The organism is Carboxylicivirga sp. M1479, assembly GCF_007097485.1.
Classification (GTDB): domain Bacteria; phylum Bacteroidota; class Bacteroidia; order Bacteroidales; family Marinilabiliaceae; genus Carboxylicivirga.
The window spans coordinates 54,330-78,203 of record NZ_VKDE01000007.1 but is presented as its reverse complement, the minus strand read 5'-3'; the positions used below and the strand labels follow the sequence as shown (position 1 = coordinate 78,203).

At 38.4% G+C, this 23,874-nt stretch carries 18 protein-coding genes; 7 read left to right on the top strand and 11 right to left on the bottom strand.

What is annotated here, in order from left to right; genetic code table 11:
- Positions 1–46 precede the first annotated feature (46 nt).
- Together FNN09_RS06585 and FNN09_RS06580 are read right to left on the bottom strand one after the other, a co-directional pair.
- The gene (locus FNN09_RS06585) at positions 47–1,210 is read right to left on the bottom strand and encodes a FecR family protein (RefSeq protein WP_143300714.1); all 1,164 of its coding nucleotides are present in this window, start codon (positions 1,208–1,210) and stop codon (positions 47–49) included.
- A 125-nt stretch (positions 1,211–1,335) separates the two neighbouring features.
- Entirely contained in the window at positions 1,336–1,854 is a 519-nt protein-coding gene (locus FNN09_RS06580; RefSeq protein WP_143300712.1) for an RNA polymerase sigma factor, read from the bottom strand.
- Positions 1,855–2,364: 510 nt separating this feature from the next.
- Between FNN09_RS06580 and FNN09_RS06575 the strand changes: the two genes are divergently transcribed.
- The 4 genes from FNN09_RS06575 to FNN09_RS06560 all read left to right on the top strand — a co-directional run bounded on the left by FNN09_RS06575 (position 2,365) and on the right by FNN09_RS06560 (position 9,353).
- Positions 2,365–5,586 carry a glycosyl hydrolase gene (locus tag FNN09_RS06575; protein ID WP_143300711.1) on the top strand — a complete coding sequence of 1,074 codons (3,222 nt, stop codon included), beginning with the start codon at positions 2,365–2,367 and terminating at the stop codon, positions 5,584–5,586.
- Between the two features lie 671 nt (positions 5,587–6,257).
- Positions 6,258–6,968 carry a YafY family protein gene (locus FNN09_RS06570; RefSeq protein ID WP_143300709.1) on the top strand — a complete coding sequence of 237 codons (711 nt, stop codon included), beginning with the start codon at positions 6,258–6,260 and terminating at the stop codon, positions 6,966–6,968.
- A 61-nt stretch (positions 6,969–7,029) separates the two neighbouring features.
- A complete protein-coding gene (locus FNN09_RS06565) occupies positions 7,030–7,413 on the top strand; it encodes a DUF4345 domain-containing protein (RefSeq protein WP_143300707.1) in 384 nt (127 codons plus the stop codon).
- A 647-nt stretch (positions 7,414–8,060) separates the two neighbouring features.
- Complete coding sequence (locus tag FNN09_RS06560; protein ID WP_143300706.1) at positions 8,061–9,353, top strand: amidohydrolase; 1,293 nt, start codon at positions 8,061–8,063, stop codon at positions 9,351–9,353.
- A 185-nt stretch (positions 9,354–9,538) separates the two neighbouring features.
- On the opposite strand, the gene FNN09_RS06555 is transcribed toward FNN09_RS06560, so the two are convergent.
- From FNN09_RS06555 to FNN09_RS06530, 6 genes are all read right to left on the bottom strand, one after another.
- Positions 9,539–9,727, bottom strand: a complete 189-nt coding sequence (locus tag FNN09_RS06555; protein ID WP_143300704.1) for a hypothetical protein — start codon at positions 9,725–9,727, stop codon at positions 9,539–9,541.
- A 121-nt stretch (positions 9,728–9,848) separates the two neighbouring features.
- Positions 9,849–11,180, bottom strand: coding sequence for a TlpA disulfide reductase family protein (locus FNN09_RS06550; RefSeq protein WP_185968904.1), 1,332 nt, complete (start codon positions 11,178–11,180; stop codon positions 9,849–9,851).
- 10 nt (positions 11,181–11,190) lie between these two features.
- The gene (locus FNN09_RS06545; protein ID WP_143300700.1) at positions 11,191–12,333 is read right to left on the bottom strand and encodes a TlpA disulfide reductase family protein; all 1,143 of its coding nucleotides are present in this window, start codon (positions 12,331–12,333) and stop codon (positions 11,191–11,193) included.
- Positions 12,334–12,459: 126 nt separating this feature from the next.
- On the bottom strand, positions 12,460–13,905 hold the full coding sequence (locus FNN09_RS06540) for a RagB/SusD family nutrient uptake outer membrane protein (RefSeq protein ID WP_143300699.1): 1,446 nt from the start codon (positions 13,903–13,905) through the stop codon (positions 12,460–12,462).
- 12 nt (positions 13,906–13,917) lie between these two features.
- Positions 13,918–17,535 (bottom strand): SusC/RagA family TonB-linked outer membrane protein, encoded by a 3,618-nt coding sequence (locus FNN09_RS06535; RefSeq protein ID WP_143300697.1) that lies wholly within the window; start codon positions 17,533–17,535, stop codon positions 13,918–13,920.
- A 105-nt stretch (positions 17,536–17,640) separates the two neighbouring features.
- Positions 17,641–18,795 carry a FecR family protein gene (locus tag FNN09_RS06530; RefSeq protein WP_143300695.1) on the bottom strand — a complete coding sequence of 385 codons (1,155 nt, stop codon included), beginning with the start codon at positions 18,793–18,795 and terminating at the stop codon, positions 17,641–17,643.
- A gap of 188 nt (positions 18,796–18,983) precedes the next feature.
- On the opposite strand from FNN09_RS06530, the gene FNN09_RS06525 reads away from it, so the two are divergent.
- Positions 18,984–19,541, top strand: a complete 558-nt coding sequence (locus FNN09_RS06525) for an RNA polymerase sigma factor (RefSeq protein WP_143300693.1) — start codon at positions 18,984–18,986, stop codon at positions 19,539–19,541.
- A 74-nt stretch (positions 19,542–19,615) separates the two neighbouring features.
- Here the strand turns inward: FNN09_RS06525 and FNN09_RS06520 are convergent, their stop codons facing one another.
- On the bottom strand, positions 19,616–20,122 hold the full coding sequence (locus tag FNN09_RS06520; RefSeq protein ID WP_143300691.1) for a DUF6155 family protein: 507 nt from the start codon (positions 20,120–20,122) through the stop codon (positions 19,616–19,618).
- Positions 20,123–20,224: 102 nt separating this feature from the next.
- On the opposite strand from FNN09_RS06520, the gene FNN09_RS06515 reads away from it, so the two are divergent.
- Positions 20,225–20,593, top strand: a complete 369-nt coding sequence (locus FNN09_RS06515; protein ID WP_143300690.1) for a DUF2200 domain-containing protein — start codon at positions 20,225–20,227, stop codon at positions 20,591–20,593.
- A gap of 145 nt (positions 20,594–20,738) precedes the next feature.
- Here the strand turns inward: FNN09_RS06515 and FNN09_RS21450 are convergent, their stop codons facing one another.
- Complete coding sequence (locus tag FNN09_RS21450) at positions 20,739–20,873, bottom strand: hypothetical protein (RefSeq protein WP_255434057.1); 135 nt, start codon at positions 20,871–20,873, stop codon at positions 20,739–20,741.
- A gap of 251 nt (positions 20,874–21,124) precedes the next feature.
- Here FNN09_RS21450 and FNN09_RS06510 point away from each other — a divergent pair, with 251 nt between their 5' ends.
- Entirely contained in the window at positions 21,125–22,483 is a 1,359-nt protein-coding gene (locus FNN09_RS06510) for a transposase (protein WP_221932434.1), read from the top strand.
- 74 nt (positions 22,484–22,557) lie between these two features.
- On the opposite strand, the gene FNN09_RS06505 is transcribed toward FNN09_RS06510, so the two are convergent.
- Positions 22,558–22,959, bottom strand: coding sequence for a transposase (locus tag FNN09_RS06505; protein WP_185968903.1), 402 nt, complete (start codon positions 22,957–22,959; stop codon positions 22,558–22,560).
- Positions 22,960–23,874: the final 915 nt, after the last annotated feature.

Genomic DNA, 23,874 nt, shown 5'->3' with positions numbered 1-23,874 from the left:
TAGTTTAAGCAGAGGATACTTCCAATATTCTCTGCTTTTTTGTTTTCTATTTTGATCTAACTATTAAATTATCATCATTTATCTCAAAGCTTATATCATCGGTTGCTTCCAATATTTCAAGCAAGTCCTTAATAGAGCCTTGGCGTGGGGTGTATAAGGATAGTCGCTTTTCCTTTACCGAATGATTTTGATAAAACACATTTAGCTGATACCAGCGTGCCACATCGTTAATAATGGTTTCTAAACGGGCCTTATCATACACAAAATTACCCTTACGCCAAGCACCATAAACCATTGCATTCACCGTTTGCAACTCGAGTTGACCAGATTTTTTGTTAACAACAGCTTGTTTATTGGGCTCCATAATAACGTTTGCCTGCTTACTTTCTAATTGAATACTTCCTTCAGCTAAAGTTACATAGTCATTGTTCTCTTCTTTGTATGAACGCACGTTAAATTGTGTACCTAGCACACGTATTTTCTTGTTGTTGAAATGCACAAAAAAGGGTCGATTCCTATCCTTAGCTACTTCAAAGTAAACTTCTCCATCGGCATAAACTTCTCTGTTAGTTCCCACAAATCGCTCTGGATATTTTAAACTGGACGAGGCATTTAACCACACCTTAGTCCCATCTTCCAAAGTTATGCTATACTCCATCCCCCTTGTGGTGTTTAAGGTATTGTAATGTATCCCATCACTCTCTTTGTTATTTAAGTCATTGTAATTAACAGCCGCAGAATCCAAATCAATCACAACTCCTGATTGGCTTTGAGTAATCAGCGTATCAGCTGCTGACACTTCTATTTGACTACCATCACTTAAAATTAAAATAGCTCGTTGTTCACCTGGCTCTATTGTATAGCTTGCTACATCTGATCGTTGCTGCCCTACTTCACTCAATTGGTATACTGCAAAAAATAATACCAATGGCACCAGTACGGCTGCTGCATATTGCATCCATAACTTTACTTTCTTGCTTGACTTAATACTTTGCTGGGTTGCTTGCCATGCTGCATCTTTATCTGAATTAAAAACCTGATGCTGCTTATCTTTTGATAGTAGGTAGTGCTTGGATGTTAGTCGCTCAAAAAAACGCTGGTTAGCGGAATCAGTCAACCAAGAATCCAGTAACTTTTTATCCTCACTAGAAATTGTTCCTTCGATGTAATCCCCTATTATTTGCGTTATTTTATCCGTACCAATACTCATTTTGCTTGTGTTTTGTCGGTTTAAACACAAGATACGTAAATGTGGGTGACAGAAAAGAAGAAAAAAAATAGAAAGTAGGGGTTTTTAGTCCGAAGCAAGGACTGCGAACTATGGATTATCCACTATCAACTAAACAATACCAATACCCATTCTATACCTTTCAATTGTTCGCGTAACTTTTGGTAGGCACGCTTTTTAACTGTTTTAATGGTATTAACAGACACCTCAATATCTTCAGCTATTTCCAGGTTGGATATACCATTCATCGAACGTAACATCACTTCTCTTTCTTGATTGGTAAGATTACTTAAGGCGAGTCGAATCCGCTTTAGTACATCTTCTTCAATAATACCCTCTTCAACAGAAGGAAGATCGATTGATTCATAATCTATGCTGGTGGGTTTTTCCTTGCGCAATTTATTTAGGCAGGCATTACGAACAGAGTAAAACAGATAGGTCTTAACAGCCTTTTCATTGGCAAAATCCTTACTCCCCTTCCAAAAGGCAGTAAATACATCCTGAACTACATCTTTATTTTCAGCGTCGTCATAAATAAAGCGGCTCGCATATGAACGCAGGGGCACGTAGTACTTATCAAATAAATACTTAAACGTTGCTTCTGAAAAGATCATCTTTTGTTCCAAGATACCCTCGTTGTTTATTAGGCTCTGTACAAAACTATATAATTTTCAATTGAGATGATAAAAAAAACCAAACATATCAATATCAGGTACTGAATAAACCATAGTTTGACTGTACAATGGGACTAGCGTTTTGTTTCTTTTGAGCGATGCAAAAGAAAGGAAAACCATCTCCAAAACAGGGTATTTCATTGCTTCCTTTCGTTACAAATTATTATTAATCCACAGAAAAATCCTATGATCCGGTACGTTCAAAAATAGTACAGGCACCTGAAGTTTATCTATATTCTAGTGCAAGGAATTATGCCGGCTTGTTGGCAATGTTATATATTGAACCATTAATTTTACCACTTATTACAGTATAGTAGTCGCAGACTACTGGAATAGTTCGACGAAGTTGCAAACTTCGCCGAGCGGTGGATTGCCGTGCTATTATCATGGCTCGTTTCATATTGTCCTTTTTTTGCTCTTACTTAGTAGTATCTCAATAGATTATAATCTAAATACAAACACATGCCAAAAACCAAAAGCAAAGCATGGATTGTTGTAAGTATACTAAGCATCGCCCTGATGGCTTTCAGCTTACAATCCTTTGCTCAAAAAAACAAAAAGAAATCTTCTTCCGATTCTGAAGCCTTTGCTCTTACGAGTGAGATGCTTAACATGTACAAGTTCAGGAACATTGGTCCTGCCGCTTATTCGGGGCGTATCTCCGACTTTGCCGTTAACCCCGCCAATACCTCAGAGTATTATGTAGCGGTTGCCTCAGGTGGTTTATGGAAAACCACTAACCATGGTACTACCTTTGAGCCCATCTTTGACGATCAGCCGGTTTTTTCCATTGGTTGTTTAGCCATGGACCCCAACAACGCCAATGTTGTTTGGGTAGGCACGGGTGAAAACAATACACAACGTAATTTGGCCTATGGTGATGGCGTATACAAAACAACCGACGGGGGTAAGTCCTTTACCAACATGGGATTAAAAACCAGTTCTCAAATTGGTAAAATAATGATTGATCCACGCAACAGCAATGTGGTTTATGTGGCATCGCAGGGTCAGGCCTGGGGACCCGGTGGCGAGCGCGGATTATACAAAACCACGGATGGTGGTCAATCGTGGGAACGCATGCTTGAAATAGGCGAATACACGGGTATATCGGATTTGGAGATGGATCCACGAAATCCGGATATCCTTTATGCGGCCTCTCATCAGCGCGAACGACGTGTTTGGTCGAAGATTAATGGTGGTCCTGAGTCGGCCATTTACAAATCGGTGGATGCCGGAGCATGCTGGACCAAACTGAAGAAAGGCCTACCAGGAGGTGATGTCGGTCGCATTGGCCTTGCCCTATCCCCTGCCAATCCTGATATTATCTATGCTGTTATTGAGCTACCGGGTAATAAAGGCGGTGTTTATCGCTCCAACGATATGGGCGAAAGCTGGGAAAAGAGAAGCGATAAGGTTTCGGGCAGTCCGCAATATTACAACGAATTATATGCTGCTCCCTACGATCCTGACATGATTATTTTAATGGATACGCGTGCTGCCCGATCGCTTGATGGTGGCCGAACATGGGAAAACATCGAAGGTAAAAATAAGCACGTTGATAACCATGCCATATGGATGAATCCTGAGGATCCGAATCATTACATCATGGGTTGCGATGGAGGCATCTATGAGACCTACGATGCTGCTAAAACCTGGCAATTCGCCAGTAATCTACCCATCACACAATACTACCACGTTAGAACTGATAACGAATATCCATTCTACAATGTCTATGGTGGTGCCCAGGATAACGGTTCGTGGTTTGGACCATCGCAAACGCATCGCCAAAACATTGTTAATGCCGATTGGACCTATGCCATTGGTGGCGATGGCTACCTGTCGATACCCGATCCTAAAAATCCTGATATCCATTACTGTGAATCGCAGTATTGCGGCATCAGACGATACGATAGAACAACGGGTAACAGCATTTCCATTCAACCGCAACCAACCATTGATGAGGAGTACCGCTGGAACTGGAACACGCCCTACCTCTTGAGTCATTTCGATAATAAGACCCTGTATATTGGTGGTAACTATGTGCTAAAAAGCACGGATATGGGTGGCACCTGGGAAAAGATATCGGCTGATTTAACCAGGCAGATTGACCAGAACAGCTTGCCTATGATGGGTAAGATATGGCCTCCCGAAGCAGTGGCTAAAAACATGTCGACATCGAAGTTTGGAAATATTTTTGCCCTGACTGAGTCACCCTTAAAACAAGGCATGCTGTATGCCGGAACCGATGATGGTTTAATATGGATTACAGAAGATGATGGTGCCAACTGGACGAAGTATGATACTTTTACGGGAGTGCCAGACATGACCTTTGTGAATTACATTACACCATCGATGCACAACGAAAATGTGGTGTATGCTTGTTTCGACGGGCGTAAGAACAGCAGTGATTTCACACCTTACCTCATCAAAAGTACCGACAAAGGTAAAACCTGGACGTCCATCGCCTCTAACCTACCATCAGGAACCGTGTATTGCATTCAGGAAGATCATGTCAACCCTGATTTATTGTTTATTGGTACTGAGTGGGGTGTTTGGACCAGTATTGATGGCGGTGAAAAATGGGTGCAAATCAAAAACGGCTTGCCTACCATACAGGTTAAAGAATTAACCATTCAGCAACGAGAAAACGATTTGGTGGTAGCTACTTTTGGCCGTGGCTTTTATGTTTTAGATAATTATTCGGCCTTGCGTACCTTAAGCGAGGAAATCAGCGAGAAGGAAGCACATCTGTTTGAAGTCAACGATGCCCTACTCTATTTTCCATCGAGCAACCTAAGATACCAGGGTGAAGTACATTTCAGAACACCCAATCCTGAGCCTGAAACCAAGTTTGAATATTACATTAAAACAGGCTACAAAAGCTTAAAGGACAAACGCAAGGAAGCTCAAAAAGAAGCCAAAAAGTCGGGTGGCACCTTTAAATATGCCACTGACGAAGAGTTGTTGGCCGAGGAACAGGAAGTAAAACCACAGCTGATTTTCACTATCTATGATGCCAATGACAACATCATGCGAAAATTAAGCTCTGAGCTGAAGAAAGGTTACAACACACTATCATGGGATTTAGCCTACTTAACAAAGCGGGGGCCTAAAGTACCGCCAGGAGCATACAAAGTGGCTATTGACAAAAACATGGCCGGAACATTTACAAGGTTAGTCGACAAACAAGCATTTAACGTTGTTTCTATTCCTAATGCCTTGGGCACGGCCAATTACAATGCTAATTTTGAGTTCTTAAAAGAGGTAAGTGATTTAAATGCCCAGGTAAGTGCAGCGCGAGCCAAGATTAAGGAAATGAATACACGCCTGAAAAACCTTAAAACCATTTTGGCAAAAACGCCTGTTGAAGCCAATGTTTTGGTCAACAAAGTGGATGAGCTACAAAAGGAAATTGATGCTATAACCAAGGTGATCATAGGTGGTTTTGGTGCCAAAAACTCCGTTAACAGCAGAATTCGTTTCGCCATGTACACAACTTCCTACGCACATGTTGATGTAACAGGTGCTCAAAAAGAGCAGTATGCTATGGCGCTTCAAGCCTATCAGGAACAAGAAGCTACTTTAGATGCCTTGTTTAAAACAAAAGTACCAGCTCTGGAGGGCGAAGTTGAAGAAGCTGGTGGAGTTTTATACAACACCTCTTCTGGTAGTCGCTGGTGGTAAGAAAAAAGTTACTATTACACAGATTTGTGTAAATAAAAATGAGGGTATCCCAAAACGGATTCCCTCATTTTTTTTATAATCAATGTTGTGATATCAGCTTTTTTTCCATACGGATGCCATCTTTATAGGCATCTTGTTAATAAAGATGGCATCCGTAAAGTCAGACTGCTATTCCCTCCCGTTCAAAGTAGAATCTCGCCACGCTTAAAACTATCAAGTATGCTCCAGCAAGTGCAAGAACAAGCTGTAATTAGTAAGCACCAACGCAACCATCTTGTAATTACCACATCTTTCCTGAGGATGAATCAAAAAATGTTGAGCCAACAGGTATGATCAGTGGCCGAAAGATATCTGATACTAATTGGGAAATTAAAATAGATTTAACTTTTTACGGAGAAGACCATCGAGTGGTTGAAAGTAACTTTGGTTTAAAGTCCGATTAGACATTGCAATATGGTTCTGTGCTATTTGATGGTTTAACAAGAAGTATCACACCATAAGCAATAAGGCTATTCACCCATGCAAGTAGACAACAATTTTAGGGCTGTTAAAAGTATAGTTTTGGCACACCGTGTTTTATAAAGAGATAAGAAGTGGGCAAAACATTGCGTAAGGTCTTGTGTTTAACATTTATCAAGCATGTACCTTATAAGCAATAGAACCATTCCTGTATGGAAGAAAAAGAAAAACCAAGGCTAGCGCGATTAACAGCTATTCTCACCCAACTTCAGTCCAAAAGAGTTATCACTGCCAAACAACTTGCTGAGCGGCACGATGTAAGTGTAAGAACAATTTACAGAGATATTCGCACACTCGAAAAATCAGGTATCCCTATTGTAACTGAAGAAGGTATAGGTTATTCTATTATGGAAGGCTACCATTTACCACCTGTACTTTTTTCGGAAGAAGAAGCAAATGCCTTAATTACATTAGAGCAATTAGCCATAAAAAATAAAGACCAGTCCCTGGTTGAAAACATCTCTAGCGCACTAGAAAAAATAAAAGCCATTTTGCGCTACTCTCAAAAAGGAAATGCCGACTTGTTAGCGGACAGAATTTACTTTGGCGGAAATAACAACAAGGAGAGAACGAGTAATAACCTCATGGAAATACAATCGGCCATTACTCATAATAAAGTATTAGCAATAGACTACCACTCTTCAGAAGATAAGTCAAGCACACGCAACATTGAGCCCTTTGCTATCTATAGCATTCATGGTAATTTTTTACTTGTTGCCTTTTGTCGCTTACGTAATGATTTTAGACACTTTCGAATAGATTTCATTAAAAAACTCGTTACCAAGAGTGATACATTTAGTCCGCACAACATGACGATAAAAGAGTATTTTGAAAAATATGTAAAAGATCAAAACAACCCTTGACATACCTCTGTCACACCGCTCAATTACATTTGCATTAGTATTCATCCAAAAACAATTAAAAATGGAATATCTGAAGATTGTAATCTTATCGTTATCAAGCCTTCTGCTGATCTTTGTAGGTATAATGAGGTTAAGTAAGCCAATAGAAACGTATTTGAAAAATTCGGGAATAAAACTAGAAAACGATGCCAGCTTATTAAATGAAATGAGAGGCGTTAGTGCAGTGATGCTTTTTGCAGGTCTTAGTACTTTACTGGGCATCTTTATAACGAAACTAAGCTTTACGTCACACTTTGTGGCCATGCTTATTTTTATAGGTTTTGCTATTGGTCGCTTAATCAGTTTAAAAGCTGATGGTAAACCCAGTAAACAAATAAGCCAAGGCATTGTATTTGAACTTGTATTAGGCCTGGCGAATGTATTTTGCCTCATCAGTATCTGGTGATAAATTAGTGGTAGTAATAGAATTGCTGACTGAGTAATGTTCTCGGTGTGTAGTTCCAATATTGGTTATGGATCTTTATTACATAAACTGTGTAAACGAAAATGAGTGAATCCAAAAACGGATTCACTCATTTTTTTTATAATCAATGTTGTGATAATTGTTTTTTCAATTGGGCTATCCGCCCAAATTGATCTTTATGCTGAAACAATTAAGAATACTCAATTCTTAATCGTTCCGATGTCCTTGATCACAAAAACTAAGGAAAAAAGATCAAGGCTACTTTTTAAATAACTTTCTTATTTATCTCAAGCTTAAGTGCGGCCGGGGGATCTTCGAACAAGTTCTCAGCTTCCCGGTCTTACTAAAGCTTTCTAAAAAACTAAAGCAATTTAAAAGAGAGGCCACAATGCAAGACGCCTAAAAGAACCCAAACATAGAAGAACCACATATAAACAACTTAAATCATTTAGAACTCAACTGATTTAAAATCAACACCATCCTAACTATTTCTCCTTGCGCCTTCATAATAGCTATTTCAAAACGGATTCCATCTTTATAGGCGCCTTGCGATTAAAGATGGCATCCGAAAAGTCATTAGACTAAATGAGCACCAGATGTTTTATCTTTGCGCAAAACAATAACATACTATGAGTGGTATTCCCAATAACTTTAAAGATCTGCAAGAAGAAATGATTCAATGGCGTCGCTTATTCCACAAGCACCCTGAGCCAGCCTGGTGTGAATTTGGAACGGCTACATTTGTCGCGCAATCATTAAAAAAGTGGGGCTTTACTATTTATATGGGTCAGGATTTGATTTGTGATAAACGCATGAACCTACCTACACAGGCGACCTTGGATAAATTCTATGCTCAGGCCCTGGAAAGACATGATTTGAACAAGGAGTTGTTGGAACAAACAAAGGGAGGCTACACTGCTGTTGCAGGTGTTCTTGACAATGGCGAGGGGCCAGTAAAAGTCTTTCGGGTTGATATGGATGCACTTGCCATTAATGAAAGTCAAGACAACGAGCACCTACCCTTTAAGAAGAAATTTGCATCTGCTCACGATGGCTTTATGCATGCCTGTGGACACGATGCTCACACCGCCATTGGTTTGGGATTGGCCAAATATCTTTCGCAACACAAAGGCAGTTTACAAGGAAAAATAATCATCTTGTTTCAACCTGCAGAGGAAGGCTTGGGTGGAATGGCAGCTGTGGTTAAACATCCGATTTTCGAAAAAGTAGATGAGGCATATGGCTTTCATGTGTGGGCTAATAAAGAGCCCAATGAATTTATTTGCGGCACACATGGTCAGCTTGCCAGTAAGAAGTTCGATGTGGAGATAAAAGGCAAGGCTTCTCATGCTGCTTTAGCGCCTGAAAAAGGAATCAATGCCATGCTGCCTGCTGCAGAAATTATTTTAAGCTTAGAAAAACTAAAAGCTGATTTCCCTTCGCATATTCGATTAAACATTGGCCAGATGCAAGCAGGTACAGCCCGTAATATCATCTGCCCTGATGCACTTTTAAAGATTGAAACAAGAGCTGGCGACACCATCACACGGGATAAACTTTTCAATGCTTCCATCCAATTAATTGAAGAAATCACCAAGAAACATGCTTGTAGCTGCAACATCAATTTGGTTGGTGAAGCTGAAAGTGCTTCCAGCTCTAACGATTTGGCCAAAAGCATTCAAGGCCTGGTGACGGATACTGGCTTATTTACGCGTTGCACAGAAAGAGAACTACACAATACCTATAGTGAAGATTTCTGTACCCTGATGAACCATGTTCAGAATTCAGGTGGTAAAGCGGCATTTATGGGCATTGGCGCATCCAACAAGTCTGGTACTCACCATCAAACTGATTTTGACATTGACGAAGAGGTGATGGTGAAGATGGTTAGTATATTGGCAGGACTGAGTATGTCTAAATAAGTGTTTTGAGTTTCTGTGCTTATGCGTTTGGTGAGGCTAGTATATTCTACTGCTCATATAATTTTTCAAAAAAGCCCCATTCTGACGAATGAGGCTTGTATAAAACTCCCCCAATTGAAACATCTTTACAGACTATATAAAATTCAATTTGCTTAAGTGAACTTTTATGCCATTGGTACATGACATTAACAACAACTGCATAACGCAATGTTCCAATCGGGGAAATGCCATTGTGCATAAGAAAGCAAATGCTCTTTACTACTAAAGTCACCTAATAACAGATAGTCCATTTTATTTCTAATCTCATTACAATCGGCGTGATGAATCAAACGCTCCCGACTTTTTCCTTTATATTCCAGATAATATGTTGCCATAACTAATAGTGAAAAAAAGCCCCCACCGGAGTAAGGGCTTAATAAATAGTAGTTTTAGTAGTCACACATGATACTATTTATACAATATTTTGGATATATATTACTATTAAAACAGTAATAGTTATTTAACAGCTTTAATAATTAACTTCTCAAATTCTTCATTTGAAGGTACAGGTGCAAAAGCATCAATTAGTCTACCATCTTTATCAATGATCATAAATCGCGGCACTGTTATCAGTTGGAACTCTTTAAAACGGGGACGTGGTGTTATGTATTGAGTTGATGTTTTCTCATGTCCTTCTAAATACTTGCGCCATGGTTTCTCTGATGAATCGATACTGATAGAAATAAACTCAACCTTATCACTTTGATACTTCTTAGCCAGGGCTTCAAAGTACGGTGCTTCAGCCTTACAAGGCCCACACCAGGTTGCCCATACATCAATAACAATTACTTTGCCTTTAAAATCAGCCAATGTTATTGCTTGTCCGTCCATGGATGTCAACTCAAGAGCGGGAGCCATATTCCCTGGTAATAACTTTTGATATTTCTCAAAACCTTTGTTTAATATGGACTTGTACTTCTGTGTGCTTAAGTCAGCTTCCACCTCGTTTTTCCGCCCCAGTACTTCAGCAACAGGACCTTTTCGATTGAGCAAATAAACGAGCTCATGAACTTTTAAAAAATCTAAAACCTCGGCATCCATCTTGTCTGCACCTAGCTCTTCAATGCATTTGTCCACTACACTTAAATAGGCACTGGTATTTAAATAATCCTTATCACTTCCGTTTAAAAGGTACTCCCTTATATCATTAACATACAAGTTTGTGATACTATCTGCATAGGCCTTCATTTGCTCCTGAGCAATCTTTTTAGCATATGCATCCCTGAAACCATAAGACATTAAAGTATTGGCAGCATCAAATAAAATACGACCGTGCTCTACTTTTTTAAAAAAATCATCTGCCTCTTTCAATGCGTCCAACTTTGCCTCTCGTTTTCTAACCTCCTTAGCTACATTCTTGGCCAATTCATTTGTTGTCGGGTCACCTTTCAATACATCTGTTCCGTACAGATACGAGCCAGCTTTGGGATAGGGACGTGCTTTTAAATAAGTACAAACTTCGCTTCCTGTACCGATAAATGTTGAATTGTTTGGATTATCATTATCCACTATTATTTTCATATGGTCACCAGGCGATAAGTATAATGTGTTTCTACCCAAGCTGAAATAAGCTGGTTCAAGCAATTCAAAACTTACTTCAAAACGGTTATGTTCGTCTAAATTTAATTTAATGGTTTCTTTTAGCAATTGTGCCTCCGGTGTCTCCTTTGACAATACTACTTCTGAACCAAAGTTTTTTAATTCTCCTTTGAGTTGTATAGTGTTATTTTGAGCTATACTATTTATATAACCCAGACATAGTATAAAAATAATTAGTGCTTTATTCATATTCATCGTATTAGTCAAGTAGTTCTTTTAGTTTGTTATCCAATGCCTCGCCGCGTAAATGCATGGCTATTATTTGTCCATTCGCATCAACCAGGTAGTTCGCAGGCACGCCTTTAACTCCATACATTTGCACAACAGGACTTTTATAAACCTTTAGGTCGCTTACATTAATCCAAGGGATATGCTCTTCCGAACTGGCTTTTTCCCACGATTTCATATTATGATCCAATGTAAATGACACAATTTCAAATCCTTTATTATGATAGTGTTCATAAGCCTCTTTCATATGAGGTATTTCAGCGCGACAAGGTGCGCACCATGAAGCCCAAAACTCAACCAATACTAACTTGTTTTGTGCCAACACGTCTTTTAAATGAATTTCATTCTCGTTCAAATCGGCGGCTACAAAATCTTTAACCTGGTCGCCAATTTTTATTTCAATCTTATTAGCCTTTGCATTCTCTGCAGCTATGATCCCATGTCTCAGAAGAACCAACTCATCTATTGCACCAATTTCTTTTTCTAGTTTCCCAAGTTCACCTTCCCAATTATCATATGAACGCATTTTTTTATAGGCAAACAGACGAGCGATGGGGTCGGTATGATTTGAAAAAACATCCTCATAAGCTGCTTTCTCTAATCGGCTATAGACATTGGCCAGTTCTTTATACTTTTGCATTTCTTCATCTGTTGGTTGTTCATCACCTTTTGATTGAAGCAAGTGCATATAGTTCATTAATTCCTTTTTGGCTGCATCCAACTCAGAATTGTTCTTTACGGCATCAATTATCGTTGCATGATAGCTTCCCCCTTGCAAAATCGCATCTTCCTTTTTATCACCAAATGTGATGTTTATTGAGCAATCTTCGATTATTGTTTCAAATTTCCACCCTTTATAGATGCCCTCGCTATCGTAAATAGAAAGGTACACCAATCTTGGATTTGCCAGATTGCCACTTAGCTTAAATTCACCATTGCTAATAAGCGCTTTCTCAGTGAAATGACCTCTGGCCTCTGTAGTATCGGGCAAATATATTTTTATGCTGTCGCCATTAAATTGGTCCAAGCCTGAACCGGTAATTGTAAAAACACCTTTATTGTTTTGGCATGATATAGCTACCAAAGCAATAACAAGAAATATTAATTGCTTCATTTTATCGGATATAATGTATTAAGCCTCATATAATAATTGAAGCTTAGTCCAGATGAATATTAAATTTTAAAAAGTGCAAAAATCAACCCCACCCCAGAATAAAGATCCTGAGGGGTGGGGTGTGCCTTAGTAAGTATTTTGCTTAACCGTGCCTTCGGTTAAATCAATAATTTCTTGCGGAAGAGGACGGGCATATTTACGACTATTTGCTTCTAAGGTATATGTCTTAGGGGCATCGAAGTCGACAGCTGCTTCACCTAACTCATAGAAATCGCGTGTAACAATTATTGGATCAATTAGTCCTTCATTATTTAGTCTTTTGATGTCGGCCCAACGCAAAGCAGTGTATGGCATCTCTCGACGACGCTCATCTACTACCACCTGAACGGCTTCCTTTTGTGTTGTCGGAAGCGGTAATGCAGAATATTCGTCGGCATTGAAACGATTTACTCTCACCATTTCTACATTTTGCATACAAGCAGCATAATTATTTTCCCTGGCTTCGCATTCGGCCAAAATCAAATACATTTCAGCAGCATCTGTACCTGTCATTACGGTTGAGCTAAACTTGGTGTACAAGTTATTATTCTCGGTTAATCCAAAATAAAACGATAAATAACCTTGTGTGATAAACTTTCTCAAACGTAAATCTTCTGGCTGAAAGGCTGCAAGAAACTCATTACTTGGAATAAACAAGAACTCGCTGATGTGATAAATTTTATACTGACTTTCCCAACCCGTATAGTAAGCAGGTGCGTAACTTCCTAAATCGGCTGTTGATGGTATATCGTATTCACCCCCATAACCCTTACGCTCTGTCACCTCTGTTTCCATATTTATCATACGAGAATGCAGAGACAAGGCTTGTGTTGCATACTTTTTAGCATTTTCGAAATCGTGAACATACAAATAATAACGTGCAGCTAAGGCTGCAGCTGATGCTGTACTTTCGCGCCAACTGTCAATTCGCTCCACATCAATTTTTAATCCCTCTTGTATATTAGCCTCTATTTCAGCAAAGGTCTCTTCCAGAGATGCTCTAACCGTTGTTAATCCAAACTCTGTAGAGTTTTTTAATGGCAAGCCCATCTCCTGACCATTAACATCTCCAGGATACAAACAATATTTAGTTGCCAATGCTAAATACTTATAGGCTTTTAATAAGTGTGCTTCAGCCTTAAGGTTATCCTTATCTGTTTGGTCTCCTGCCAGATCATATATGTTATTAATAATAAAGTTAGCTTGCCATATGCTTTCGTAAGCCATGGTCCAATCATCATTATTTGTTTCATTTAGCTGATCATTCCAACAATAATCCTGTACAGCTGGATATGGCAACCATGCTGCAAAAATGCGATAGACATTTTCATGATAAGTCCAGTCGTCAGTAAGGTTAGCCGTTCTTACATCAGTAATAATAGATGACCTTGAAGTGGCATTCAATAGTAAATTGATGTCGTCAGTTGTTTCTATTTCCTGCTCATTCGTTTTACTTGGTTTGTGATCAAGAAAATCGTCACAAGACGCAAATAAAAATAAAGTTGCCGATAGTATATATATTAATTTCTTCATCTTCCTGTAGTATTAGAATGTCATGTTTACACCAAGCGTATATGTTGTTTCTGGCCTAAAAAATGAGGCTCCCATTGGGTAATCCGGATCGATACCTTTATCGTTCGCCGTCCATAATAGTCCAATGTTGTTGATATGTGTATAAACCCTAATTCCATCAAATCCAATTTTGGAAATAACACTTTGAGGCAGGCGATATGACAACATTAACTCTTTAAATCGCACATATGAAGCATCTTCAATTCTGGCTTCCAAATAACGGGCATTCTGTCCATAATTGGTATAATTACCAATTGTTTCTGTTGGTATCGGAAATTCACCATTCGCTTCAGCTTCGCCTGCAATAATGTAATCTAAATCCTGGTGGTAATTCATTTTATCCATACGCCACCCATAACTAAAACCTGGCACATACATATGATGGCCAAACTTTCCGGTAATGGTAAATAAGAGGCTAATTCCCTTATAGGTAAACTCATTGGTTAAAGAAGTAACTGTTGGAGCAAGTTTTGTTCCCTGGTACCAGGTTACATCAGGCCCATGAACTCCTGTATTTGAAATGTTATTATTGGCATCGTATACAATTCCATCCTTGCCTAGTACCGTTGCTACTCCATCATCATTTAAACCATTATACTTATAAGCCCATAATGGATGCATAGCGTAGTTCTCCACATATTGAGTACCTATCATGTCTCTCAATGGTATCTGAATAACTTTTACTTCTTTCACCTCGTTTTTATTGTGGGCAAAATTGAATATTGGTCGCCAGTCAAATCCCTTGGTGATTCTTAGCTTGGCATTCAGGTTCAACTCAATGCCATTATTTTCCATTTTGGCCACGTTGAAATTCTGTGAAGAGGTCCCGTCCGTTGATGGTAAAGAAACACGTGTTACTAGGTCCTCACTATTCTTATTGTAATACTCAACACTACCAAATAGCTTGTTTTTAAACAGAGCAAAATCAATAGCTGTGTTAAACTGCTTTACCTTTTCCCATCCCAATGTTGGATTCCCCAAGTCATTGATGATTGCATAATCGGCACCAGCTCCACTATAAGGCGTTGTACCTGGTATAAACGAAATAATGGGTACCTGGGCACTTTGTTGCGGTACATTACCATTGGCTCCGTAGGTAGCACGTAATGTTAAGCGGTTGATGTATTCAATGTCAGAGACAAAAGACTCTTTAGCTAACTGCCAGCTGGCTCCAACCGACCAGAAAGGGGCGTATCTGAATGCGGGGTCTTCAACAGTTAAGTTAGAGGCATCAGTTCTTACACTACCACTTAAAGAGTATTTATCTTTATAGGTATAAGCTATGTTTGAGTATAAGGAGAAGTAGCGATTAGTGCCATAAGTCACAATACCTCCTCTATTCAAGTTAGCTGTTGATGCGGCAGGATAGTAAGCTCGTTGTAAATTAACATAGCCATTTGACGGTATAGCATTAGTATACTTGTCATGATCATAACCATATAACCAATCGTCTTTCGATTCACTTTCTGACCAATTGACCTCAGTTCCCGCAATAAAGTTGAAACTATGCTCTCCATAGGTTTTATTAAGACTGAACTGATTACGAAATACATAATTCGCGTATTGATTGCTGTATTGATAAACAACCTCTCCGTTTTGAACCTGACGATCTGTAATCGTGTATGGATTGCCGGCTGCAATGGCATCATAGTCCGTAATATTATACATATTAACCAGATCGCGCGTATAGTACGATTCTTCCTGATGCCTATTTTTCACCTCTGAACTTCTGTTTTGATACTGAAAACCAAAGGTGTATTTAATACCTTCGGCAATTCTAAAGTTTAAACCAGTATTAATTCGTGTACTAATCGTTTTAATTCGATAGTCCTGAGAACGCATGTTTTGAAGCGGATTATTAGTCATATCATCGTACGACCAACCATCTACATATTCATGCAAATCATCAACAATTGTTTTATTAAGCCCTCTACTTGTATTGATGTGGTTATAGGCGCCATTATCGTCTAAAAGTGTTTCGTAAGGTGATATGCCTTGTATATCACGTAGGCCTACACCACCGCTTTTATTGTTTTGAATTTGCTCCATGATGGCAAAGTCAAAGTCAAGCCAGTCACGAATCTTCATATTGTTTCTGAAATTAATCAACACGTTGTTGTCGCTATCTTCAACCATCACCTGCTTATTATCATTAAACATGACAGATAAGGAGTATTGATTTCTTTCACTTTGTCCACGTAGCGAAACATTATAGTTCTGTGAAAAAGCCTTGCGCAACATATGCTCTTTCACCTGCTCCTTATAGGACTGTTTCATCAGTGCCTGAATCTCAGGTGTATTTAGTGTATATTCCGGATGTCCTGTACCACCGCCAGCGATGTGTTCTTCCAATTGCTTTTGAAACAATTCGCTACCTTTAGTCATGGTTGAATTGATATTTGAAATATCGTATGACGGACTACCAAAACCATTGTTCCATAACCATTGCTCATATTGTAATTGCGACGCTGACGAAGCAATTGGGTTGGCATAATCTAGATCTACCTCATCACTGAACTTTGCATATGCCTCTACGCTTATTTTGATATCTCTTGTTTTATTGCCTTTTTTTGTGACAATTACAATAACTCCATTTGCTGCACGAGCACCCCATATGGACGCTGCAGCTGCATCTTTCAATACAGTAATCTTCTCAACATCATTTCGATTTATCGATTCAAATCCACCATCAATCGCAAACCCATCCACAACAATAAGCGGCTCCTGCGCTCCGGTTAAAGAACCCGTTCCTCGAATTGTAAATTGAGGGTTCCCATTTTCATCAATGGTTGTTTGCACCCCTGCTACTAATGACTCCAAATTTCCACCGATGGTTTCATTGGGGCTATTAGCCACATTATCACTATCGAGCATTGAAAAAGAACCAGTTGCTCTTTCTTTTGAAATGGTTTGATAACCGGTAACTACCACCTCATCTATGCCAGCAATGGACTCTATTAAAGTTATATTTATGGTACTTTGTCCATCATATATAATTTCGGCAGTTTCAAATCCAAGGCTTGATACTTCTAATATGACATTCTCTTGCTCTTCAAATTGCAGGTTGTAATTACCTTCTGCATCAGAAACGGTTCCAATGGTTGTGCCTTTAATGCGAATAGCAGCAAAGGGAAGCGGCTCGCCTTTTTCATCTTTTACAGTACCACGGATGACTATTTTGTTATCAGGCTGTTGATTTTGATTATCAACGCGTACTCTTTCTTCAAGTTTAAGCGGTCGAATAACAATGTATTCGTCTATTATTTCAAAGGTTAAGTCGGTATCCTTGGTAACCTCATTTAATAATTCTCCTAACTCAAAATCTTCTCCTTCGAGTACGAGCTGAGCATTTAAATCAAGCTCTCTATTACTTAACAAGGTTGCAATACCTGTTTGTATTTCAATCTCTTCAAATAATTGCTCATAAGTGAGTGTATTCTTTTTTATCACGACTTTTTGTGCCAGACTAGCTGCTGAAACCTGCATCATGATTGCAAACATTAGAATAAAACTAACCTTCATAACTAACAATAGTTTTCGCGGCATGCTCAGCTTATGCAAAAGCATGTGCCACTTCTGTTTTTTTTCCATAATTTTGTAGATAATGTTTAATACTATTGGGTAAAGTTTCTCAAGGCTCTAACCCAATTATTTAAATTGATTGACCAAAGAATGTATCAGCATTCTTTGGTTTTTTTAGTTAATCTCTTCTACCAATACAGTACGTCCATTTATCGATATTTTAACATTGGTTGTTTTTTCGATAAGACTCATAAAGTGCTTAAAGTCGGTTGTTTTTTCAACTCTTCCTGTAAAGCCAATTTCGCCAACCGCAGCATTAGCAAAGTAAAAATCAACATCGTACCAACGGGCCAGTTTCTTCGATAAATCTTTTATTGGCATATTTTTAAACTTCAGGACTCCATCTTTCCACGAAGTATATAAACTGGCATCCACTTCTTTAAGTACCACATTGGAGTTATTTAATGCTAATTCAGCTTGTTGTCCGGGTAGTAGCAGAGTTTGCTGTCCCTTAATACTAAAGCCAACCTTTCCTTCAATTAAGGTAACTTGCTCCACCTTATCATTATTGTAACTCATTACATTAAAAGATGTACCATATACCTTTGTTGTAGAATGCTTGGTATGCACCATAAAAGGTTTGTCGGCATTGTGTGCCACTTCAAAAAAAGCTTCTCCCTGCAAAGTCACTTCTCGTGTATCACTAATAAAATTAACGGGAAACTTTAATATAGAGCCCGAATTTAACCAGACTTTGGTTCCATCGCTTAACACCATTTGATATTCACCGCCATATGGTATTTTAAGGGTGTTATAAATTAATTTATCGGCTGTTACGTGTTGGTACGACAAGGTATGTAAAGAATCTTTTCCTACAACCTTACCATCCTCTTCTAACACAATCGCCGAGCTTTCATTCGCTAACTCAACGGTACTACCGTCACTAAGTACAACCATGGCTTTATTGCTACCGGGTACTATAAGCTCACTAATAGTAGCATTCGGCTGCTGTTGCTCTGATATTAACCAAATGCTTAAACCCAATAGTAATGGAATAACTACAGCGGCGGCATATTTGAAAAATGTTGGTAATAATCTTCTTTTAATAGCAGCTGGAGCTATCACTTTATTAAATGCATTATCCGTATCAATGGATTTGTAAACATTAAAGGAATTATTAATACTTTTTTGATCAACTACCCTTTGGTATAATAATTCATTACGAGAATTTTGCTTTCGCCAATTATCTACAACACTTTGTTCATCATCTGTAATTGAATGAACTAATTGTTTATAGATGAGGGTATATATATACTTTAAATCTTCCATTATATGCCAGTTTGTATTAGGTACACACCCGATCTTTATTTATAGGTGACAAAAAATTACACTTTTTAGAATAAAAATAAACACTTCATCAATTTAGATCTTTTATGGTCAATTAAAAAGATGGATTGAGTACTCACGGGCGAACGATTTGGTGGTGTTTTAATATTTTATCTACATTTGAAACAATTATGCAAAACATCACACAGGAGCATATTATCCAAATCTCTAAAGGCAATGAAAAGGTGTTTAAGGAAGTCTTTGATGACTTTTACCCTAAACTCGTTGGCATAGCTATGAAATACTTTAGCGACTTAATGGTTGCTGAAGACATTGTGACAGACGTTTTTAGAAAAGTTTGGGAGAAAAGAGCGTTTATCTCTGAAATAGGTTCATTTGAATCTTTCTTATACACTTCGGTTCGAAATGCTGTTTTTAATCATATCAGAAATATCAAAAGAAAAGAAGAACACCACCAAATTATTCTAAAAGAAACATCAGACGCAGCTTTCGAAGAAACAGTATTGGAAGAAAATGTGCATCACAGGCTTTACAAAGCTATTGCACAATTACCTGAGCAAGGACGAAAAATATTTGAGCTTAGCGTCATCAATGGTTGGAAAGAGAAAGAAATTGCTGAAGATCTCAACATATCAGTTAACACAGTTAAAACACACAAAAGCAGAGCATTAAAAAGCTTGCGTGAACAGCTGGGTAAATATTATGTGTTTTTGTTTTTCTATTTATAAGCGTACGATTGCGGCCAGCTAGCATCGATTATTGCATAGACTTTAAGTAAACCTTGCCTAATACCCTCCACGTACTATGCTCCCAACACTCGCTCAAAGCCTTGGCTGTTCATCCAGTTTTGCTCGCTGGCTGTGTCGGCAATCTGATGAATTCGACTGTTGAAATCACGGCGAATACCATGCTCATCGACATATTGCAAGGCCTCGGCAAATGATTTTAGCATGGCTTTATAAAAGGCCTCTTGCTTAATAAAATTCTCTGATGAGTAGGTTTGAGCAATTTCAATATGGTAGAACATGATATCGGCTACTAAAGTAGATTCGACACCTAAACGAATAAAATGTTTGATTAATTTCTGAGCCACCGATCGTCGCATTTTAGCTTTACGCTTGCTCACAGGAAAGTACTCCTTGGATATCTTCAGCTTACACTCTTCCATCAATTTGTTTTCTTTGGGATTGAATGCAAAATCGTAGAATTCTTTAACGTCTTTAAAGCGTGCATACAAATCCATTATTTGCTCTTGCAACTGCTCCTTATCCAATTCGTGTAAGTATAGTTTTAACTCGCGCTTGCTCATAGGCACAAACATAGCTAATTAAAAAACACAAAAAGCAGAGACGCATTTCTATGATTTTAATAATGATTAGTCTATCTTTTTCGGGCAAAAACAAAATATATCATGGACAAATCAAACAAAGCGGATGAGCGCATTGCCAATATGACCTTTGCATCAGTTTACCCGCATTACATCACTAAAGTTGAAAAAAAGCAACGCACGCAAGATGAATTAAACCAGGTTATAGAATGGTTAACAGGTTTTGATAAGGATAAACTACAAGAACTTATTACAGCGGAAGTGACCTTTGAAACATTCTTTAAACAGGCGACCATAAACCCCAATGCTCAACTAATAACAGGCGTTATTTGTGGCTATCGGGTAGAAGAAATTGAAAACACCTTAACGCAACAAGTCAGGTATTTAGATAAGCTGGTGGATGAATTGGCCAAAGGACGTAAAATGGAAAAAATATTACGTGTTCCCAAGTAGGAGGTTGCGAAACGCTTGGTATACGAGTAATCTTATCCTATTTGTTTTTTCGCTAAAGCTGTGATGGTTTGAGCACAAACTCTGTGTTCTCCGTTAAGCGTAGCGTCTCGCTACGTTTTATCAAACCAGGTCTCTGGCCTAAATATCACTTTACCGTTATTACACTTAAAGTCAACATTTCTACTTCGGGCAATACTGCACTTACGCTAGCATAATTACAAGCACTTGAATAAATATAATCTTCAGGTTGACGAACCAATCCTGCTCTTACTGGATTCATATGTATATAATGGATTTTTTGTGTTACAAACTTATCTGAATAAACATTTATAGCATGGTTTTCGTGTGTCCAAACCTGATAATGACTATTGCGCTTATGCTTTGAAGCAGCTTGTTTAAATATACCCAGGCGCATCCATAAGTGATGATATAGTTTTGATAATTAGGTAATTATCACTATCTTAAAGATATAACAAACCCCCGAAAACAGGCACTTTTGCCATAAATCGGGGTTTACTTTTTTTTCTAGTAGTGATAAAATTACAAAGTATTCCGGAATTTCAGGCTCATCTTCCTCTTTTTTCTATTGAAGATAATTTTCAGGTTGTATATAATCAATTCCTTGCCAGCTCACTTGGCAAAATCTACCAAGCCATCCCATGGGATGAGTTGGCTGACACTTTTGGTCTATCAGAAAGTAAGATGGGTCCAGATTGTACATTTAGTCCACAAGGAAAACTGGCGTTAATGTTCCTAAAGAACTATGCTTGCTGTTCAGATAAACGTCTGATGGAGCAGTTTAATTCCAATATTCACTACCAGTTATTTTGTCGTTTGTTGCTGGGTATTGGAGAAGAAATCAACAATTTTAAAATCATTAGCCAGATACGATGCGAGCTGGCAGCAAAGTTGGATATTGACAAAGCACAAAAATGTTTAGCTAGGCATTGGCTGCCTTATATGGAAGAGTTGGATCAAGTAGTTACTGATGCTACTTGCTACGAAAGCAGCTTGCGTTTCCCAACGGATGTGAAGTTGCTATGGGAGGCAACTGATTGGTGTCAAAACCAGTTGAAACTACTTTGCTCATATGGCAAACAAGCCATGCCTCGCTGCAAGTATAATAAATGGAAGCAGCGCTATTGGAACTATAGTCGTAAACGCCGGAAGCCCAAGAAAGAACGAATTGCTATTACTAGAGGGGTATTGAAATTACTAAAAAAACTCCATGATGAACTTGCAGTCATACTTAAGCAGCAGAATGTTAAAATGCCTGGGAAATATTATACGCAATACGTAATTATTGAAAAAGTATTGGAGCAACAAAACTATAAGTTAACAACGGGCAAATCACCAGAGAACCGAATAGTCAGCCTTTCCAAAAGCTATATCCGGCCCATTGTCAGGGGAAAAGAAACTAAAGCTGTAGAGTTCGGAGCCAAGGTCAATAAAATACAAATTAATGGAATCAGCTTTATTCAACAACTTAGTTTTGATGCTTTTAATGAAGGTGCTCATTTTAAAGCATCGGTGTACTTAGCTCAATCATTGACCCACACAAAGGTAAAGATTGCTGGTGCAGATGCTATTTATGCTACTAATGCTAACAGAAAGTTTGCCTCCTCTAATAATATTCGAACTGACTTTGTCAGAAAAGGACGGGCTGGTAAACATGAACATCAACGTAAACAGTTGGCTGCACAGATTAAAAAAGAACGGGCAACCAAACTTGAAGGTAGTTTTGGAAAGGACAAACAACATTATTATTTGAACAGAATTAAAGCCAGGACAAAGGACACTGAAATTCTTTGGATATTTATGGGCATCCATGTTGGTAATGCTCTTGAAATAGGCAGGCGAATGTGGAATCAAGCATCCCTGGCTGCATAAACCTTTTACCGAAAACACCTTCTTTTGATGGGATTGGTATGTCCAATCTTACCATGAATGAACTTACTTATTAGTTAATAAATTATTATGAAAAACAAAGAGGCTAATCTGTTAAGATTAACCTCATATAGTTTTATTTTTAAGTAGTACTTCTGAAATTGCCTACCCAATAACCACTCAGAACGACTTTCATTATTTTGCTCAATATGTTGAATGAACTTTTTACTCGTATAGCTCTTAAAATCCCGAATAGTATTACTTAATTGACCATTACTACTTTGCACCAATAAATGAATATGATTGCTCATAATGACATAAGCATAAACAATCAATCCTTTATTAGCTATGCAATATTGTAAGTTGTTGATTACAATATCGCGATAAACCTGACGTGAAAACAAATCGGCCCAGTTTACTATTTGTAAAGTGATGAAATAGGCACCTTCTTGATTATCTATTTTATAGCCTGTACTCATATACCGAATATACGATATTATAAACATTCTAATCGATAATGCTAATTCAGGCCAGAGGCCTTTTTAAAAGCGACGCAGCGAGACGCTACGCCGAACGAGTTCTTTTAATTCAGTGAATAAAATTAGAAAGGTCATCGAGTGCTGTCGTCAGCGGACCTTTTGTCTACTTTTACGACTGTAGGTAATTGGAGCGTAGCATAAATCGTGAATACATAAAAAAAAGACTCTCATGAATCAAAAGTAGAAGCTTGCGGCTTGAGCACTAAAAATATATACCATTCTAAGCCATTGTAATCACATTTTCAGTTCAAGCACTTTGTGCTTGCAGACCACCAACTACATTCAACACCTTGCACTTTGTACAAGGCTATTCGTGTATTATCCTTTCAGGATTATTGGCATTTGCTTGAAACGCTGTTGCAAGTGGGTAAAACACGTCTGTTTTGGGCTGTTAGCTTACTGACCTCAGTAACGCAGATGGCACCTTTCAATTGCAATGAGCGTAGGATTAAAAGCTGTTTGAGCCCGATTTTTTTTCGGGGGAGTTCTTTTAATTCAGTGAATAAAATTAGAAAGGTCATCGAGTGCTGTCGTCAGCGGACCTTTTGTCTACTTTTACGACTGTAGGTAATTGGAGCGTAGCATAAATCGTGAATACATAAAAAAAAACACTCATGAATCAAAAGTAGAAGCCCGTGCGGCTTGAGCACAAAAAACATTTACCATTCTAAGGTAATCGCATTTTGAGTTCAAGCACTTTGTGCTTGCAGACCATCAACCACATACAACACCTTGCACTTTGTACAAGGCTATTCGTGTATTATCCTTTCAGGATTATTGGCATTTGCTTGAAACGCTGTTGCAAGTGGGTAAAATTCGCCTGTTTTTAGTTGTTAGCTTCCTGACCTCAGCAAC

What these genes read in the sequence shown, in the direction of transcription:
- FNN09_RS06585 (WP_143300714.1), bottom strand. Translation starts at nt 1,210, where the DNA reads ATGAGTATTGGTACGGATAAAATAACGCAAATAATAGGGGATTACATC.
- FNN09_RS06575 (WP_143300711.1), top strand. Translation starts at nt 2,365, where the DNA reads ATGCCAAAAACCAAAAGCAAAGCATGGATTGTTGTAAGTATACTAAGC.
- FNN09_RS06570 (WP_143300709.1), top strand. Translation starts at nt 6,258, where the DNA reads ATGGAAGAAAAAGAAAAACCAAGGCTAGCGCGATTAACAGCTATTCTC.
- FNN09_RS06565 (WP_143300707.1), top strand. Translation starts at nt 7,030, where the DNA reads ATGGAATATCTGAAGATTGTAATCTTATCGTTATCAAGCCTTCTGCTG.
- FNN09_RS06560 (WP_143300706.1), top strand. Translation starts at nt 8,061, where the DNA reads ATGAGTGGTATTCCCAATAACTTTAAAGATCTGCAAGAAGAAATGATT.
- FNN09_RS06555 (WP_143300704.1), bottom strand. Translation starts at nt 9,727, where the DNA reads ATGGCAACATATTATCTGGAATATAAAGGAAAAAGTCGGGAGCGTTTG.
- FNN09_RS06550 (WP_185968904.1), bottom strand. Translation starts at nt 11,180, where the DNA reads ATGAATAAAGCACTAATTATTTTTATACTATGTCTGGGTTATATAAAT.
- FNN09_RS06545 (WP_143300700.1), bottom strand. Translation starts at nt 12,333, where the DNA reads ATGAAGCAATTAATATTTCTTGTTATTGCTTTGGTAGCTATATCATGC.
- FNN09_RS06540 (WP_143300699.1), bottom strand. Translation starts at nt 13,905, where the DNA reads ATGAAGAAATTAATATATATACTATCGGCAACTTTATTTTTATTTGCG.
- FNN09_RS06535 (WP_143300697.1), bottom strand. Translation starts at nt 17,535, where the DNA reads ATGGAAAAAAAACAGAAGTGGCACATGCTTTTGCATAAGCTGAGCATG.
- FNN09_RS06530 (WP_143300695.1), bottom strand. Translation starts at nt 18,795, where the DNA reads ATGGAAGATTTAAAGTATATATATACCCTCATCTATAAACAATTAGTT.
- FNN09_RS06525 (WP_143300693.1), top strand. Translation starts at nt 18,984, where the DNA reads ATGCAAAACATCACACAGGAGCATATTATCCAAATCTCTAAAGGCAAT.
- FNN09_RS06520 (WP_143300691.1), bottom strand. Translation starts at nt 20,122, where the DNA reads ATGAGCAAGCGCGAGTTAAAACTATACTTACACGAATTGGATAAGGAG.
- FNN09_RS06515 (WP_143300690.1), top strand. Translation starts at nt 20,225, where the DNA reads ATGGACAAATCAAACAAAGCGGATGAGCGCATTGCCAATATGACCTTT.
- FNN09_RS21450 (WP_255434057.1), bottom strand. Translation starts at nt 20,873, where the DNA reads ATGAATCCAGTAAGAGCAGGATTGGTTCGTCAACCTGAAGATTATATT.
- FNN09_RS06505 (WP_185968903.1), bottom strand. Translation starts at nt 22,959, where the DNA reads ATGAGTACAGGCTATAAAATAGATAATCAAGAAGGTGCCTATTTCATC.